Origin of the sequence: Streptomyces sp. S4.7 (genome assembly GCF_010384365.1) — a bacterium.
Lineage (GTDB): Bacteria > Actinomycetota > Actinomycetes > Streptomycetales > Streptomycetaceae > Streptomyces.
In genome coordinates this window covers 2671430-2688464 of sequence record NZ_CP048397.1, presented here as the reverse complement: position 1 = coordinate 2688464, position 17035 = coordinate 2671430, and the positions used below count along the sequence as shown (strand labels likewise).

The 17035-nt window shown below is 71.4% G+C and carries 10 protein-coding genes; 7 read left to right on the top strand and 3 right to left on the bottom strand.

The window, feature by feature from the left end:
• Positions 1 to 16 precede the first annotated feature (16 nt).
• From SSPS47_RS11765 to SSPS47_RS11735, 7 genes are all read left to right on the top strand, one after another.
• Positions 17 to 646, top strand: coding sequence for a TetR/AcrR family transcriptional regulator (locus tag SSPS47_RS11765; RefSeq protein ID WP_164254524.1), 630 nt, complete (start codon positions 17 to 19; stop codon positions 644 to 646).
• A gap of 210 nt (positions 647 to 856) precedes the next feature.
• Positions 857 to 2470 carry a glycosyltransferase family 4 protein gene (locus tag SSPS47_RS11760; RefSeq protein WP_239064859.1) on the top strand — a complete coding sequence of 538 codons (1614 nt, stop codon included), beginning with the start codon at positions 857 to 859 and terminating at the stop codon, positions 2468 to 2470.
• Positions 2471 to 2594: 124 nt separating this feature from the next.
• A complete protein-coding gene (locus tag SSPS47_RS11755; protein ID WP_164250833.1) occupies positions 2595 to 3362 on the top strand; it encodes a methyltransferase domain-containing protein in 768 nt (255 codons plus the stop codon).
• A gap of 59 nt (positions 3363 to 3421) precedes the next feature.
• Positions 3422 to 4264, top strand: a complete 843-nt coding sequence (locus tag SSPS47_RS11750) for a TylF/MycF/NovP-related O-methyltransferase (protein WP_164250831.1) — start codon at positions 3422 to 3424, stop codon at positions 4262 to 4264.
• Between the two features lie 66 nt (positions 4265 to 4330).
• Positions 4331 to 7855 carry a bifunctional glycosyltransferase family 2 protein/CDP-glycerol:glycerophosphate glycerophosphotransferase gene (locus SSPS47_RS11745; RefSeq protein WP_164250829.1) on the top strand — a complete coding sequence of 1175 codons (3525 nt, stop codon included), beginning with the start codon at positions 4331 to 4333 and terminating at the stop codon, positions 7853 to 7855.
• Entirely contained in the window at positions 7852 to 10749 is a 2898-nt protein-coding gene (locus SSPS47_RS11740) for a CDP-glycerol glycerophosphotransferase family protein (protein WP_164250826.1), read from the top strand. Before SSPS47_RS11745 ends, SSPS47_RS11740 begins: the two co-directional genes overlap by 4 nt.
• 71 nt (positions 10750 to 10820) lie before the next feature.
• Positions 10821 to 11951, top strand: a complete 1131-nt coding sequence (locus SSPS47_RS11735; protein WP_239065249.1) for a glycosyltransferase — start codon at positions 10821 to 10823, stop codon at positions 11949 to 11951.
• Positions 11952 to 12403: 452 nt separating this feature from the next.
• Here SSPS47_RS11735 and SSPS47_RS11730 read toward each other — a convergent pair whose 3' ends face one another.
• The 3 genes from SSPS47_RS11730 to SSPS47_RS11720 form a co-directional block, all read right to left on the bottom strand.
• Positions 12404 to 14644: a bifunctional glycosyltransferase family 2 protein/CDP-glycerol:glycerophosphate glycerophosphotransferase gene (locus SSPS47_RS11730; RefSeq protein WP_164250824.1), complete on the bottom strand. Its 2241-nt coding sequence runs from the start codon at positions 14642 to 14644 to the stop codon at positions 12404 to 12406.
• A gap of 138 nt (positions 14645 to 14782) precedes the next feature.
• Positions 14783 to 15700 carry a carbohydrate ABC transporter permease gene (locus tag SSPS47_RS11725; protein WP_147875557.1) on the bottom strand — a complete coding sequence of 306 codons (918 nt, stop codon included), beginning with the start codon at positions 15698 to 15700 and terminating at the stop codon, positions 14783 to 14785.
• Positions 15697 to 17025 carry a sugar ABC transporter permease gene (locus tag SSPS47_RS11720; protein WP_239065248.1) on the bottom strand — a complete coding sequence of 443 codons (1329 nt, stop codon included), beginning with the start codon at positions 17023 to 17025 and terminating at the stop codon, positions 15697 to 15699. The genes SSPS47_RS11725 and SSPS47_RS11720 overlap by 4 nt, the downstream gene beginning before the upstream one ends.
• Positions 17026 to 17035: the final 10 nt, after the last annotated feature.

Here is a 17035-nt window from a genome sequence, read left to right as displayed (position 1 = left end):
TGACGTGCGTGACGCTATGCTCGTCGCCATGTCCACGGACCCCCGCCTCTCACGGCGCGCCCCAGCGGGAGCCGCCGTGCTCCGTGAGGACGTGACCGACGCCATCCGCTCCGCCGTCTTCGAGGAACTGGCCGCCGTCGGGTTCGCCCGGATGTCCATCGAGGGCATCGCGCGGCGGGCGGGCGTCGGCAAGACCGCGGTCTACCGGCGCTGGAAGTCCAAGCTGGCGCTGGTGCTCGACCTGGTTTCCGCCGTCGCGGCGCAGGGGCTGCCCGTGCCCGCGACCGGTTCGCTGTACGGGGACGTACGTGCCCTGCTGGAAGTGGCGTCGCACGCCCTGCGCCACCCGCTGGCGTCGCGGGTGATCCCCGATCTGCTGGTGGAGGCCGCCCGGCACCCGGAGATCTCCGAGGCGATCAAGGCGGCGCTGCTGGATGGGCAGCAGGGCATCGCGGCGGTGGTCGTACGAGAGGCGGTCGCGCGAGGGGAACTGCCCGAGGGGACCGACCCCGACCGGGCGCTGGACCTCATCGCGGGGCCGTTGTACTGGCGGCTGGTGGTTGTCCGGGGGGATTTGCCGGCGGGGTATCTGGACGATCTCGCGGCGGTGGCGGTGGATGCGATGAAGGGTGGGCGCGTCGGCTGAGGGCGGGGCGGGGTGGTGTCCTCAAGCGCCGGACGGGCTGGAAACTCTGCCCTCAATCGCCGGGCGGGCTTGGAATGTGTGCCCGGGTGGGCCGCCGTATGGGTGACATGGAGGGGGTCTCCGTAGCCCTGGCGGATGAATCTTCGTTTCACGTGTGGGGGAGACCATGGCAGGTCCCTCCGCGGAGACGAGCCGAAGGACGGGTGCCCCATGAGTGTCGCTTCCACGTCGGAGTCCGGGCGGCACTCGAAACGCGGCCGGGGCCGGGTCGTCATGCTCGTCGACAACGCCGTCAACGGGGACTCCCGCGTCCAGAAGGCCGCCCGCTCCATGGCCGACGCCGGGTGGGACGTGGTGCTGCTCGGGCAGTCCCCGGACCGCGACCGGCACCGCTGGACCATCGGCGCCGCCGAGGTCCGGCTGGTCCCCGTCGTGATGACCCTCGCCAAACGCCGCAGGGACTACCGCAGAGTCGTGATTCCCCGTCTCTTCGCCTACCGGCGCGGCGGCATCGCGCAGCACCGCAGGCAGTGGGTCAAGGCGTGGCGCGCCGATCTGCTGGCCCGCAGGTCCGCCGAGGGCCGGCGGTTCCTGGTCCGGCGTACGGCGGCGCGGATCCTCGCCCGCTGGGTCGGTTTCCGGCACCGTCAGCTCGCCCTGGTGGAGGGCAGGCGCAACCCCGACTCGCTGCCGGAGCGGCTCCGTACGGCCATGTGGCGCGCCCTGCTCGGCGACCGGTGCTGGCGCAGGCTCGAACCGTATCTGTGGGACTACGAGTTCGCCTTCGGCCCCGTCGTCGACGCGCTCGAACCCGATCTCATCCACGCCAACGACTTCCGGATGATCGGTGTCGGCGCCCGCGCCGTGCACCGCGCGCGGGGCCGGGGCCGGAGCGTGCGGCTGGTCTGGGACGCGCACGAATATCTGCCCGGCATCAAACCCCGGGCCGGTTACCGGCGCTGGATGCCCGCGCACGTCGCACACGAGCGGGAGTACGGGCGCTGCGCGGACGCGGTCGTCACCGTCTCCCAGAGCCTGGCCGAACTGCTGTACAAGGAGCACCGGCTGCCCCGGCTGCCCGCCGTCGTGCTCAACGCCCCCGGCGGCGGCCCGCCCGCCGACCGGGCCGGTGAACCCGTCCCGGATCTGCGGGAGTTGTGCGGGATCGACGCCGGTACGCCGCTGCTCGTCTACAGCGGCGCCCTCGCCCCGCAGCGCGGGCTGGCCACGCTCATCGAGGCGCTGCCCCAACTGCCGGGCGCCCACGCGGCGCTCGTCGTTCCCGCGCCCGACGGGTGGGTCGTGCGCAAGGTGCTCGACCACGCGGCCGACCTCGGTGTCGCCGACCGCGTCCACCCGCTGCCGTACGTCCCGCACTGGCAGATCGTGCCGTTCCTGGCCTCCGCCGACATCGGCGTCATCCCGATCCACCACTGGCCCAACCACGAACTCGCCCTGATCACCAAGTTCATGGAGTACGCGCACGCCCGGCTGCCCATCGTCGTCAGCGACGTGCGCACCATGGCGGCGGAGGTACGCGAGACCGGTCAGGGCGAGGTGTTCCGCGCCGAGGACACGGCGGACTTCGTACGGGCCGCACGCGCCGTGCTCGACGATCCGGCCGCCTACCGCAAGGCGTACGACCGTCCCGGCCTGCTGGAGCGGTGGACCTGGGAGACACAGGCCGACATCCTCGACGGCCTCTACGGAAGGCTGCTGGCGACCCCGGCGGAGGCGACCGCCGTCGCGGTGGTCCCTCAGGAGGACACCGAGGAGCGCGACGAGACCGAGCCGGGCGACCCGGCCGGCGCCACCGCGACCTGACCGGGGGCGCGCGTGATCACGTGACCATACGGCCGTACGGGCGTTGATGTCCTCGAACGTCGGGAGACGTCACCGGCGTCGGGGAGCGCCGAGCCCAACGAGCCGGATTGGAAAGTGAGTCACCGTGCACAGGTCCGCGTACGAGCAGATGGAACTCTGCGTGAAGGAGTACATGCCCGCGTCCGGCCGTCACCGGGTGGTCGACCTGGGCTCGCGCATCTCGCCCAAGCAGTCCCTCACCCACCGAAGTCTGCTCGACGGACGCGATGTCGACTACATCGGCGTCGATGTCCTCGACGGCCCCAACGTCGACATCGTGATGCGCCGGCCGTACCGCATTCCGGTACGGTCCAGGACCGCCGATTTCGTCATCTCGGGCCAGGCCTTCGAACACATCCCGTTCTTCTGGGCGTCGATGATGGAGATCGCCCGTGTCCTGCGCCCCGGCGGCCTGGCCTTCGTCACCGCGCCCTCGCGCGGTCATGTCCACGACGCGCAGGACTGCTGGCGGTACTACCCCGACGGATTGCGGGCCATGGCCGCGTTCTCCGGGCTCGAACTGGCCGAGGGCTACACGGACTTCCCGCCGATGAAGGGCATCCGCTTCGACTACGCCGCCATCGACGGCAAGCGCGCCTACTGGGGCGACTCGGTGGGCGTGTTCCGCAGGCCGCGCAGGCCGAGGCGGCGGCTGTGGGAGTACACGGTAAGGGAACTGACCGTCCGTTACGCCAACCGCGTCGGCGGCGTCGACGGCATCCCGCTGCCCGAGCCGGTCGCGGGACGCGACCGCTGCGGCCGGGGAGCGCCCGTCGTACCCGCTCCAGCCCCCGAAGCGCAGCCCGGAGCCGTACAGCCCGTAACGGTCGAGAGCAACACGAAAGAGGCATAAACGAAGGTGAGTTGACGAAAGGTGACATCGGATGAGTTCTCCGCGTACCGTCCGTCGGCATGGCATGGCGAAGCGCAGTGAACGGCGCACTCGAGAAGCTCACCGGATATCAGCTCCGGCGGATCCCGGTCCCCGCCCCGCGGTCGGCGACGCCCGCGCCCCCCGTCGTGCGGTCGCCCGCCCCGCAGGCCGCGGAACCGGCGCCCAGGCCCAAGCCCAGGCCGGCGGCGCTGCCCGCCGACTACGACGACGAGGCGAAGGAGATCATCCGGGCGGTCAAGCCGTTCACGATGACCTCCCCGGAGCGGCTCAACGCGTTCATCCTCGCCACCCGCCACGTCGTACGGCACAACATCCCCGGCGACATCGTCGAGTGCGGAGTCTGGCGCGGCGGCTCGATGCAGGCCTGTGCCAGAACACTGCTCGCGCTCGGCGAGACCGACCGCGGACTGCACCTCTTCGACACCTTCGAGGGCATGCCACCGCCCACCGCCGAGGACCTGCGGCGCGACGGCAAGTCCGCCGAGGACCTGCTCGCGGCGCAGGGCAGGGACCGGCCGATCTGGGCCGTCGCCTCGCTGGAGGACGTACAGGCGGGCTTCGGAGACGTGCCGTACCCCGGCGAGCGGGTGAACTACGTGCAGGGCCTGGTCGAGGACACCGTGCCGCAGCAGGCCCCCGAGCAGATCTCCATCCTGCGCCTGGACACCGACTGGTACGCCTCCACCAAGCACGAACTGGAGTTTCTCTACCCCCGTCTGGTGAGCGGCGGAGTGCTGCTCATCGACGACTACGGCTACTGGCAGGGCTCCCGCCAGGCCGTGGACGAGTTCCTGGAGAAGACAGGCGAACGGCTGCTCATGCTGCGCATGGACGAGGGCCGGATCGCGGTCAAGCCCTGAATCCACCGCTGCTGAGAAGTCCGGAAGTTCGGAAGTCCGGAAGTTCGGAAGGACCGTGCACCGCGCATGACCCCCCGCCTCACCGTCGTCGTGCCCATCTACAACGTGGAGGACTACCTCGACGACTGCCTACGCTCACTGGCCGGACAGACCATGGCCGACTCCGAGATCGTCATGGTCGACGACGGTTCCACGGACGGGAGCGCACGGATCGCGAGACGGTTCGCCGAGGCGGACGGACGGTTCCGGCTGGTCGAGCAGGAGAACGCCGGGCTCGGCGCCGCGCGCAACACCGGAGTCCGGTACGCCCGGGGCGAGTTCCTCACCTTCGTCGACAGCGACGACACCGTGCCGGAGGACGCGTACGAACGGATGCTCGCGGCGCTCGACGCGTCCGGCTCCGACTTCGCGACCGGCAACGTGCTCAGGCTCGGCCCCGGGGGCGCGCTGACGCAGGCGCCGATGTTCCGCAAGCCGATGGCGACCGAGCGCTCCGGAACCCGGCTCACCCGCGACTGGGTGCTGCTCGGGGACCGTATCGCCTGCAACAAGGTCTTCCGGAAGTCCTTCTGGGACCGGCACTCCTTCGTCTTCCCCTCCGGGGTGCTGTACGAGGACATCGCCGTCGTACTGCCCGCGTACTTCCTGGCGTGCGGTGTGGACGTGCTGTCCGCCCCCGTCTACCACTGGCGGACCAGGGACGGCTCGATCACCGCGAAGCGCGCCGTACCGAAGGGGATCAGGGACCGGGTCACGGCCGTGTCGTCGGTCGCCGGCTTCCTGACCGGCCGGGCGAGCACGGACACCGGGAGCGGCACCGACTGGGCCGACGCGCTGCGGCGCTACCACCAGCACGTGCTCTCCGGCGACCTGTGGCTCTTCATCGAGGCGCTGCCCGACGGTGACGCCGAGTTCCACGCGGCCCTCCTCGACCACGCCAACGCCTTCGCCGCGACGGTCCACCAGGGTGTCTTCGACGCCCTGCCGCTGCATCTGCGCGTCAAATGGCATCTGATCCGGGAACGCCGGATGCCCGAACTCCTCGCGCTGCTCGCCCACGAGAAGGCCGACCCCGGGGCCTTCGGCGTCCGGGGACTGCGCAGGTCCCGCGCCGAGTACCCGGTGCTCACCGGCGGTCTGCCCCGGGCCGTCGCCACCCTCAGGCCCAAGGAACTGCCGGTGACCTCGCACATCACCGAGGCCGTGTGGCGCGAGGGGCGACTGCACCTCAAGGGCTACGCGTACGTGCGCAACGTGCCCGCCGACGCGCGCCGCAAGTCCGTCAAGGCCGCCTGGCTGCGGACCGGGAAGCGGCGTGTGCTGCCGCTGCGGACGCGCACCGTGCGGATGCCGGCGGCGACGTACGAGTCGAAGCAGGGCCTGCACGTCTACGACTGGGCCGGCTTCGAGACGGTCGTCGACCCGCGCCGGCTCGTGAGGGCCCAGGGCTCCGGCGGCGGCTCCGTCCGCACCGTCTGGAAGCTGGAGATGGGCGTGTTCGGAGCGGGCCGGCTGCGCCGGGCGCCGCTGCGGCTGACGGGCTCGGCCGCCGCGCCCGCCGTACCGGCCGTGCACTACGTGGACGACACCACGCGCGTCGTGCCCGCACTCTCCGGCAACAAGCTCGAACTGCGCGTGGAGCCCGTACGCGCCCTGCTCACCGGCCACGCGCCGGTTGGCGGCGGCGCCCTGCGGATCGAAGGTCTGTTGCACCCCACCGGCACTCCGCCGACCGTGCTCGCCGTCCAGAACTGGTACACCAAGGATGTCCACGAGGCCGAACTGAGCCTCGGAGAGGGCACGTTCACCGCCGACGTCCCGCTCACCGTCTTCGGCGACCCCACGGCCCGGCGGCAGGCCACCGTGCCCTGGGGCGTCCACCTCGTACGGCCCGACGGCAGCCGCTTCGCCGTGGCCGCCCGCGCCGCGATCCGGCCCGGACACTACGCGCTCGGCGACGGCCGCGAGGTGTACGTCACCGCCAACGCGGCGGGCGACCTCGTCCTCAGCGACCAGACCGAGCAGCCGGTGGTCGACACCGTCGACTGGACGGCGGACGGCGAGCTGATCCTGACGGGCAGCCGGCCCGTGCCGGGACGGGCCGAGCTGGTGTTGCGCCACAGCGGCCACCACGAGGAGAACGTCTTCGCCGTCGACACACTCGCCGACGGCCGCTTCCGCATGACCCTGCTGCCCGCCGCAGTCGAAGGACTGCACGGTGTGCGCCAACTGGCCGAGGGCCGGTGGCTGTTGTACGTCCGTGAGCCGGGGGAGAGCGACCCGGAGCGCTACACCGCCGTACGCGTCCAGCCATCGCGGCACCAGACGCTGCCGCTCGTACGGAACCTGGACGGACGCGAGTTCACCCTGGACCGGCACCACCAGGACATGCTCCAGCTGCACTCCGGCTCCGCGCTCCCGGAACAGGACCGCGGCGCCTACCGGCAACAGCGACTGCGCAGCCTGTACGCGACAGCCCGCGCCACCGCCGGTCCGCTGCGCGGCGCCGTGCTCTACAGCAGCTTCGACGGCCGCCAGTACTCCGACTCGCCGCGCGCCCTCCACGAGGAACTGGTGCGCAGGCGGGCCCCGGTGGAGCACCTGTGGGTCGTACGCGACCGGCAGGTGACCCTGCCGGCCGGTGTCCGCGCCGTCGAACTCCACAGCGGCGACTGGTACGACGCGCTGGCCCGCAGCCGATGCGTCGTCACCAACACCCATCTGCCCGAGTGGTTCGAGCGGGCGGACGGCCAGTACGTCGCCCAGACCTGGCACGGCACCCCGCTCAAGCGCATCGGCCGCGACCTCTCGGGCAGCGCCCACGCCGACGAGAGGTACATCGCGACCCTGCCCCGCCGGTCCGCCCAGTGGAGCGTGCTCGTCTCGCCGAACGGCTTCTCCACACCGATCATGCGCCGTGCCTTCGGATACGAGGGCACGGTCCTGGAGTCCGGCTATCCGCGCAACGACCTGCTGCACGCGCCCGACCGGGGGAAGGTCGCCGACGCCCTGCGCGAGGCTCTGGAGATCCCCGAGGACAAGCGCGTGATCCTCTACGCGCCGACCTGGCGCGAGGACCAGCCCAAGAAGGGCGGGCGGTACGGGCTCGACCTCCGGCTCGATCTGGCACAGGCGGCCGAGGAGCTGGCGCAGGACCATGTCCTGCTCGTCCGCCGCCACTATCTGGTCGGCGGCACGGTCCCGGGCGCCGGGCGGGGCGCGGCCGACTTCGTACGGGACGTGTCCCGCCACCCGGACGTCGCCGAGCTGATGCTGATCAGCGACGCGCTGGTCACCGACTACTCGTCACTCATGTTCGACTTCGCGCAGACGGGCCGGCCGATGTACTTCCACGCGTACGACCTGGAGCACTACCGGGACACGCTGCGCGGCTTCTACTTCGACTTCGAGTCCGCGGCGCCCGGACCGGTCGTGACCGACACCGCCGCGCTCGTGGCCGCCCTGCGGGCCCCCGGGTCCCGGGTGCCCACCGCCGCGTACGAACGATTCCGGGAGACCTTCTGCGATCTGGACGACGGCACCGCCGCCGCCCGCCTCGCGGACCTGATGCCCGTGGGGGGCGGCGCATGAGCACGGTCGAGATCAGCTGTGTCGTCACCGCCGGATCCGATGCCCAGGCGCTGCGCCGGTCCGTGGAGTCCGTCGTCGCGCAGACCATGCGCGCCACCGAGGCGGTGGTGGTGCTCGGCCCGGCCCTCGAGCCGCCGGCCGGTGGACCGGCGGGCGCGGGCCCGGACGACGCCGAGTCGGCCGCCGATGACGTACGGGCCGTGGCGGACGAACTCGCCCAACTGGACCCGGCGCGCGTCCGGATCGTCACCTCCGGCGCCGAAGCGCCCACCACCGCCGCACTGCGCAACCACGGCCTCGACCAGGCGCGGGGCCGGTACGTCATGGTGCTCGGCGAGGGCGAGCGGCTCCAGCGGGACGCCTGCCGCAATCTGTGGGAGGCGGCCGAGCGCTCAGGCGCCGAACTCGCCGCCGGGCGCTGGACCCGGCGCGCGGGCCGCCGCGCCAAGGAGCAGCCCCCGGCGCGGATCGTCGAGAGCGAGCTGTACGCGCGCTCCCGCGCCATCGACGACCTGGCCGGCGCCCCCGAACTCGTCGTCGCCGACGCCCTGGTGACCGGATTCTGTGTGCGCGCCGACCTGATTGAGCGGACGGGACTGCGCTACGCCGAGGACCTGGACCGCGGCGAGATCCTGTTCGGCGCCGAGGCGGCCACCGCCGCGAGCCGTATCGCCCTCGTCCCCAACCTGATCGTCGGCGGCCGGGCACCCGACGACCCGGCCGGCACGCTGGAGGGACAGCTCGCCGCGCACGTACGGGTCGCCGGACTCCTCACGCTCCAGGGCCGTACGGCGCTGTGCGAGGCCCGTGACCGCGCCTTCCTCGCCGATCAACTCGTGGCCCTCGCAAGGCAGTTCCCCAAGCTGGACGCCGGGACACGGGCGCATGCCGCCGCCCTCGTCGCCGCACTGCCCGTCGCCCGGACCGAACCCGCCCTGCGGCTCGACCTGCCGCCCCTGGAACGGGTCTGCCTCCAACTCCTCGCCGAGGGGGACACGGACGGCGTACTGGCCGCCGGCTACGCGCTCGGCAGGCCGGGCGCCGTCGCCTCCGCGCTGACCGAGCGGGAGGGGAAGGTGTACTGGCGGGCCGATCTCCCCGACGACCCCGGGGAGCGGGCGGCGCTCGACGTCACGGAGCTGGGACACCACTACCGACCGGCCGCCGACACCCCGTTGCTGAACCGTCTGACCCACTGCGGGCAGGAGGGCGCCCGGCTCGTACTCGAAGGACAGCTACCCGCACCGCTCCAACTGCTGCCCGCAGAAGCCCCGTTGATTGCCACCCTGGAGTTCGTGGCACGCGGCAGCGACGGACGCCTCGTCTTCCGCGCACCCGTGGAGGAGATGTGGCGCGAGGCCGACACCGTCCGCTGGCGCGCCTCCGTCGACCTCGGCGCGCTCCTGCGCGTCGGCGGCGCGCGGGACCGCGTGTGCGACCCCCGCCTCGCCCTGCACACACCCACCGGCACCACCACAGGACCGCTGTTCCTGGAGCGGGACCGGGCCGAAGCGGTGGGCCGGTTCCGGGCACGCCCGCGCCTCGGGCGCCTGTTCGGCGACACCTGGAAGCCGTACGTCACCGTCAAGCACCACCTCGCGTTCCAGCTCCAGGCGCGGCGCCGCCCCGGCCGCCTCGCGGCCGCGGCGCTCCACTACCTCACCCACTTCCGCCCCGCCCGCAAGGCCAAGCGGCTCGCCAAGGCGGTGCGCCGGCGCTTCGACCGGCTCTGCGCCCGCTCCGTCAAGACGCGCGTCTACAACCGGCTGCTGATCCGGCTCCCCGTCCGCAAGGGCTCGGTGGTCTTCGAGAGCCACATGGGCAAGTGCTACGGCGACAGCCCGCGCGCCATCCACGAGGAACTGCGCGAGCAGCGCCGCCGGGGCATGCGCCACACCTGGTCCTACGCGTCGTCCCCCGACGGATTCCCCGCCGACGCGCGGCTGGTCCGGCGGCTGTCCTGGCGCTATCTGTGGGCCCTCGCCCGCGCCCAGTACTGGGTCGACAACCAGGGCTTCCCGCTCGATCTGAGAAAGCCCCCCGCCACCACCTACCTCCAGACCTGGCACGGCTCCGCGTACAAGCGCATGGGCTTCGCCGAGAGCCGGATCAAGGCGCAGAACGCCCCCGAGCGGGAGAAACTGAGCACCGCGCTCGCCCGCTTCGACCACTTCCTCGTACGGTCCGAGCACGACGTCCGGACGCTGGCGCGCGACTACCGGCTGCCCGCCGATTCGCTGGTGCGCTGCGGTTATCCGCGCAACGACCGTCTGGTGCGGGCCCGCGCCACCGACGAGAGCCGGGGGCGCTTCCCGCGCCCCGCGCTCGCCACCGAGCTCGGCATCCCCGACCACCGTCAGGTGGTGCTGTACGCGCCGACCTTCCGCGGGATGCCGAAGAAGGGCCGGACGACGCGACTGCCGCTCGACGTACGGCGGTTCACGGAGCGGTTCGCTGACGAATACGTCCTGCTCGTACGGGCCCACTACCTGGAGTCCGCGGCCCTGCCGGTCTGTCCGCCCGGCACGTTGATCGACGTGTCCGCCCACCACGACGTCAGTGAACTGCTCTGTCTCGCCGACGCGTTGATCACGGACTACTCGTCGATCATGTTCGACTACGCCCTGCTGGACCGGCCGATGGTCTTCTTCGCGCCGGACCTGGACGCGTACGTGGCCGAGCGCGGCAGCTACTTCGACCTGCGTGCCGAGGCCCCCGGGCCCGTGGCCGAGTCCGAGGACGAACTGCACCGGCTCATGGGCGAGTTGAAGAAAACCGACACCGCGCACCGGGAGGACCGGGCGCGGTTCGCCGAGAAGTTCGGCGGCTTCGAGAGCGGCCAGGCCGCGCGTACCGCCGTGGACGTGCTCTTCGCAGGAAGGACCCGCCGGTGACAGCCGCGGCCGACTCGACGACCGATACGACGACCGACGCCGCCGGGCCTCCCGTCGCGGGGCCCCGTGAGCTGATCCTGCTCGCCAACGCCACCGACATCCTCGGCGGTGTCACCGCCTGGACCCATCAGATGGCCCGCCTCTTCGGCGCCCACGGCCACCGCGTCCAGGTCGTCGGCATCCACGAGGCGGAGCTGAAGCTCACCCTCCCCGAGCCGCCCGCCTACCCGGTGACCGCGCTCTATCCCGGCCACCCGCCCACTCCCTGGCGCCCGCGCTCCCCGCTCGACCACTTCGACCTGCTCGCCCGCCGCCGTGAGGCGGCCAGGGGCGCGGGCAAACGGCGGGCCGTCGCGCGTCTCTCGGAGATCTTCCGGGCGGCCGGGCCCGGCGCGCTGGTGATCGTCACCCAGGTCTGGCCGATGGAGTGGGTCCTGGAGGCCGACACCACGGGTCTGCGGCTGATCGGGATGAGCCACGAGTCGTACGAGTACAGCAAGCGGTGCCACCGCTTCCGCTGGATCAAGAACAGCTATCCGCACGTCGACCGCTGGCTCACCCTCACCCAGGAGGACGCGGACGCCTGGATCGCCGAGGGCTTCGACAACGTCGGCGCCATGCCCAACGCGCTGGGCTCGCTGCCCGAACAGCCCTCTCCGCGCACGCGGAAGAACGTCGCCAGCATCGGCAGGCTGGACGACCAGAAGGGCATCGACCTGCTCCTGGAGAGCTGGGCGCCGGTGGCCGGGGCGCGGCCCGACTGGCGGCTGCGGATCTACGGCGCCGGCCAGGACGAGAGTGCGCTGAAGGAGCGGTGCACGGCGCTCGGACTGGACGGCTCGGTCGACTGGATGGGCCGTACCGACGACGTGGCGGGGGCGCTGGCCGAGTGCTCGGTCTTCGTCCAGTCCTCGCGCGGCGAGGGCTTCCCACTGGCGCTCATGGAGGCCATGGCGAGCGGGGTGCCGTGCGCGGCGTTCGACTGCGCGCCGGGCGTCCGGGAGATCGTCAGGGACGGCGAGGACGGGCTGCTGGCGCCACCGGGCGACACGGACGCGCTGGCCGACCGGCTGCTGCGGCTGACCGGCAACCCGCGGCTGCGGGACAGCCTGGGGGAGCGGGCCCGGGTGAACGTCCAGCGGTACTCCCAGGAGGAGATCCTGCGCCGCTGGCACGAGCTGTTCGAGCTGCTGGACCGCTAGGTCCTGTCTTCGAACTGGCGTCTGGCTCACGACGCCTGGCACGCACGCCCGCTGCGTTGTCGGACCGCCCGAGTACGCCCGGTACGGATGCGATCCTCCGTCTTGTGATCGCACGCACCGGACGCCGTGAGCCCCGCCCTACGGGCGGACGACGCCAGTTCGAAGACAGGACCCAGGCCGTGTCCGGAATGTAGCGCCTGGCACGGGACGCCCGGCACGGCACCTCTCCCCCGTAGCCCCCGAGGGGGGCACGGGAGGTGCCCCCCTCGCGTTGTCGGAGTCGGCCGCGTACGGCCGGTCCATCCACCACACCGGTCCTCCGCCTTGCGAGGCACCGCGCCGGCCGCCGCGGGCCCCGCCCCTCCGGGCGGACGGCGCTGCTTTGCGGACACCCCCTGGGGGTCCTCCCATCGCAGGCCGGGCCGCGTCCGCGACCCGGCCTGCGATCGGGCTCAGCGTCCCGCGTCCGACATGTTCCGTCCGTGCCGTTGGTGGGGCAGCAGTGGGGAGGGCGCCGGTGTGCGGTCCGCCAGGGGCACCGGCTCCGGCAGACCCGTCGTCTCGCCGAGGAACACCCGGCGTACCACCCGCTCCGCCGCCAGCCCGTCGTCGTACGGACAGAACCGCGCGCGGAAGGCCGCCCGGAGCTGGGCCGAGCGTGAGCCGCGCCAGTGGTCCGTGGTGAAGATGTCGATCAGATCGTCCTCGTCGCGCGCCACCGCGCCCGGCGGGAACGCCCGGACGTCGAAGTAGGTGCCGCGGGCCGCCTCGTACGCCTCCCAGTCGTCGATGTGGATGACGACGGGCCGGTCCAGGTTCACGTAGTCGAACATCAGCGACGAGTAGTCGGTGACGAGCGCGTCGGCGGCCAGACACAGCGACTCGACCCGGTGGTGGCCCGAGACGTCGATGATGCGCGGGTGCGGGGTGTGCGGCAGCGGCGCCTCGTACGTGTGGTGGGCGCGGGTCAGCACCACGAAGCGCGGGCCGAGCGCCTGGGCGAGCCGCTCCAGGTCAAGCGGGACGTACGGGGTGCGCCGGTAGTCGCGCTGTGTCGGCGCGTACAGCACGGCCGTGAAGCCCTCGGGGATCCCCAGGGACTCCCGCAGCCGGGCGACATCGGCCGAAGTGGCGCGCTGGAACACGTCGTTGCGCGGGTAGCCGTATTCGAGCGCCGTGTGACCGGCCGGATACGCCTTCTCCCAGACGAGGGTGGAGTGACGGTTCGCCGAGAGGGAGAAGTCCCACTGGTCGACGCCCGTCAGGAGCCGGTCGAACTCCGTCCGGCGTGCGGCGGCCGGGTGGTCCTGGAGGTCGAGGCCCATGGACTTGAGCGGGGTGCCGTGGTGCGTCTGGAGGAGGATCTGCTGCGGGCGCTTGACCAGGCGCCGGTCGAAGTTGACGTTGTTGACGAGGTACTTGTCGCGGGCGAGCGCCGTCCAGTAGCCGAAGCTGTCGGGGCGCAGTCTGCGGGTGCCGGTCGGCACGGTGTGGTGGTACTCGGCGCGGCCGATCCACGACGTGTCGATGTGCGGGGCGAGTTCGCGCACCTTCTCCTCGATGGCCGCCGGGTTGCAGGCGTAGCCCCGGCCGTCGTACGCCGCGAAGACCGCCCTGTTCTCCCGTACCGGCAGGCACCGCTGCATCCGGTAGTGCAGGTGCAGCGCCCCGGCGCGCGCGGCCCGGCCCAGGGCCGCGGCGGCCTGCCGGGCGCCCATCTGCACGCGCTGCGCCGTCCACAGGGCGCGGTACGTGCGGTGGGCACCGAACCGCAGCAGGGTGTGGCGCAGCCGGGCCCGCAGCAGCGGCGCGGAGCCGGGGGTGCGGTGGCGGCGGTGGTGGGCGCGGGCCCGGCGGAAGAACTCGGGGCGGCTGCGGCGCGGCAGCCGCCCCCGTACGGCGACGAGTTTGGAGAAGTGGTCGAGCATCCGCCGGAACAGCACGGGGCGCCAGGCGTCCAGGGCGGGCCGTGAGTCGATGAACGCGAAGACACGGTCGTACTGGTCGAAGATGTCGAAGTGCTTGCGGCTGGTGGTGGAAAGGATGTTTCCCTGGCGCCGCTGCCGGTAGTGCACGCAGACGCGGTCGAGCGTCGCGATCGACTCGGCGGCCATCAGCGCGGGGAAGGTCCAGGGCGTGTCCTCGTAGTAGCCGGGCGGGAAGGCGAAGCCCTGCCGGTCGATGTACTCGCGGCGGTAGGCCTTGTTCCAGACGACCATCAGCACCCGCAGGAGGTCCGGCCGGTCGATGAGCCGGAAAGGCGCGGGACCGCTCTCGTCGAGCAGGTCGGAGAGGATGTTGCGGACCACCTCGCCCGACCAGTACGTACGGGCGTAGTCGTAGACGAGGACGTCGGGGCTGTCCGTCTCCTTGAGCCGGTCGGCGATCGTCTGGAGCGCGCCGGGGGTGAGGGTGTCGTCGCCGTCGAGGAAGATCAGGTAGTCGCCGGTGGCTCGGGCGATGCCGGCGTTACGGGCGGGGCCGAGGCCCTCGTTCTCCGGGAGGTGCACGGCGACGACACGCGGGTCGGCGGCGGCGACTTCGTCGATGATCGTCCCGCAGGCGTCGGGTGATCCGTCGTCCACGGCGATGAGTTCGAAGTCCTCATAGGTCTGGCCGAGCACCGACTGCAGACACTCCTGCAAGTACGCCTGGACCTTGTACGCGGGGACGATGATGCTGAACCGGGCCATGGCTCGGGAACGGCCGATGGAGTGACCTGGTTACGCCAGACGTGGCATACGGGGGACAAATACGCCGGGCGGACCGGTAGTTGAACCGGCCCGCCCCTTTTGGCGTACTTCTCCCTCGAACGGGTGCCCGATGTGGCCCTACTTGACCGCCCCCGCCATGACGCCGCTGACGAACTGCCGCTGGAACATGAAGAAGACGGCCAGCGGGATGATCATCGACAGGAAGGCGCCGGGCGCCAGCACGTCGATGTTGTTGCCGAACTGCCGTACCTGCTGCTGGAGGGCGACCGTGATCGGCGGGGACTCGGAGTCCGCGAAGATCAGGGCCACCAGCATGTCGTTCCAGACCCAGAGGAACTGGAAGATGCCGAGCGAGGCGATCGCCGGACCGCCGAGCGGCATCACGACACGGGCGAAGAGCCGCATCTCGCCCGCACCGTCGAGGCGGGCCGCCTCCAGGAGTTCGCGCGGGATCTGCGCGAAGAAGTTCCGCAGCAGGAAGATCGCGAAGGGGAGTCCGAAGGCGACGTGGAACATCACGACGCCGAAGGTCGTCTCGAAGATCCCGATCTCGCCGAAGAGTTCGGAGACGGGGATGAGCGCGACCTGGACCGGGACCACCAGCAGACCCACGACCAGCATGAACCACCAGTCGCGGCCCGGGAAGTCCATCCACGCGAAGGCGTATCCGGCGAGCGCGCCGATCACCACGACCAGCACGGTCGACGGGACCGTGATCATCACCGTGGACCAGAGGGAGTTGGTGATGATGTCGTTGGACAGCAGCTCCGAGTAGTTCTCGGTGGTGAGCTGCGCCGGCTTGGTGAAGACCTCCCACCAGCCGCTCGCCGCGATGTCCGACGAGCCGCGCAGCGAGGAGATCAGCAGACCGATCGTCGGCATCATCCAGAACAGGGCGACCAGGATGAGGAAGACCTGGACGACCCCGCTGCCCGCCTTCGCGGCTATCCGGGCCGGCAGTGACGGCTTCGGCTTGGCCGTCGTGTCGGCGGGCAGCGACCGCTCCGCCTTGACCGCAGTGTCAGTCGTAGTCATCGGCGGTTCTCCTTCTGCATCCGGCGAATGTTGAAGAGCATCACCGGGATCACGAGCAGCAGGAGGAATACGGCGATCGCGCTGCCCACGCCGACGTTGGCGTCCGTGCCGAACGACGAGCGGTAGAGCTGGAGCGCCAGCACGTTCGCGTCGTCCTGGGAGGAGCCTGGCGCGATGATCAGTACCAGGTCGAAGATCTTCAGCACATTGATCATCAGGGTGACCATCACGACGGCCAGGACCGGTGCGAGCAGCGGCACGGTGATCCGGCGGAACACCTGCCACTCGTTCGCGCCGTCGACCCGTGCGGCCTCCAGCAGTTCACGCGGCATGCTCGCCAGACCGGCACCGATCAGCACCATCGCGAAGCCCGCCCACATCCACAGATAGCTGCCGATGATCGCGGGGGTCACCAGGTTCGGACCGAGCCAGTCCACGCCGTTGTACGGCTCCCTGAAGTTGCTCTCGGGGAGCTGGAGCAGGGCTCCGTCGGCCGACGCCGGCAGGGTGAACGTACCGTCCGAGGCGGCGCTGGCGGACGCGACGACCTTGCCGTCCTTGACCGCCTCGATCTTGAGGCCGGGCAGGCCGAGTTCCTCGGAGTCGACGACGTTGGGCTTGCCGCCGCCGCCCTTGGTGAAGTCCAGCCAGGCCGTTCCGGTGATCTCGCCGCCGCCGCTCCCGGCCGCCTCGGCCGGCTCGGCGTCCGACGGCATCTTGCCCGGCGGCACGCCGACCAGCGGGATCAGCACCGGAGTGCCGGCCGTGACCGGCGTCTTCGTGACGAACGAGCCCTTGGCCTCGCCCGCCTTCAGCGGATGCACCGGCAGCGGGCGCGCCTTCGGATAGCCGGCCGACTCGGAGAAGGTGTCGTGCACGCCCACGGCGACGGCGTTGGCGATGCCGCGCTCCGGGGCCTGCTCGTACACGAGCCGGAAGATGATGCCCGAGGCGAGCATCGAGATCGCCATCGGCATGAAGACGATCAGCTTGAACGCCGTTCCCCAGCGCACCCTTTCGGTGAGTACGGCGAAGATCAGACCGAGGGCGGTGGCGACCGTCGGGGCCACGATCACCCAGATCAAGTTGTTCTTGATCGCGGTCCGGATGGTGTCCTCGGTGAATATCTCCACATAGTTGTCGAAACCGGCGAAAGCGTCGCCGGACTGGTCGAAGAACGACCTGTAGACGGAGAACCCGATCGGGTAGACCACGAGCGCGCCCAGCAGGACCAGCGCGGGCAGCAGGAACGCCACCGCGAAGCCTTTACGTGTGCCTGTCACGCTCTTGCGCTTCCCCTTGGCAGGGGGCGGGGGCGCCGGCACCGAAGTGCCG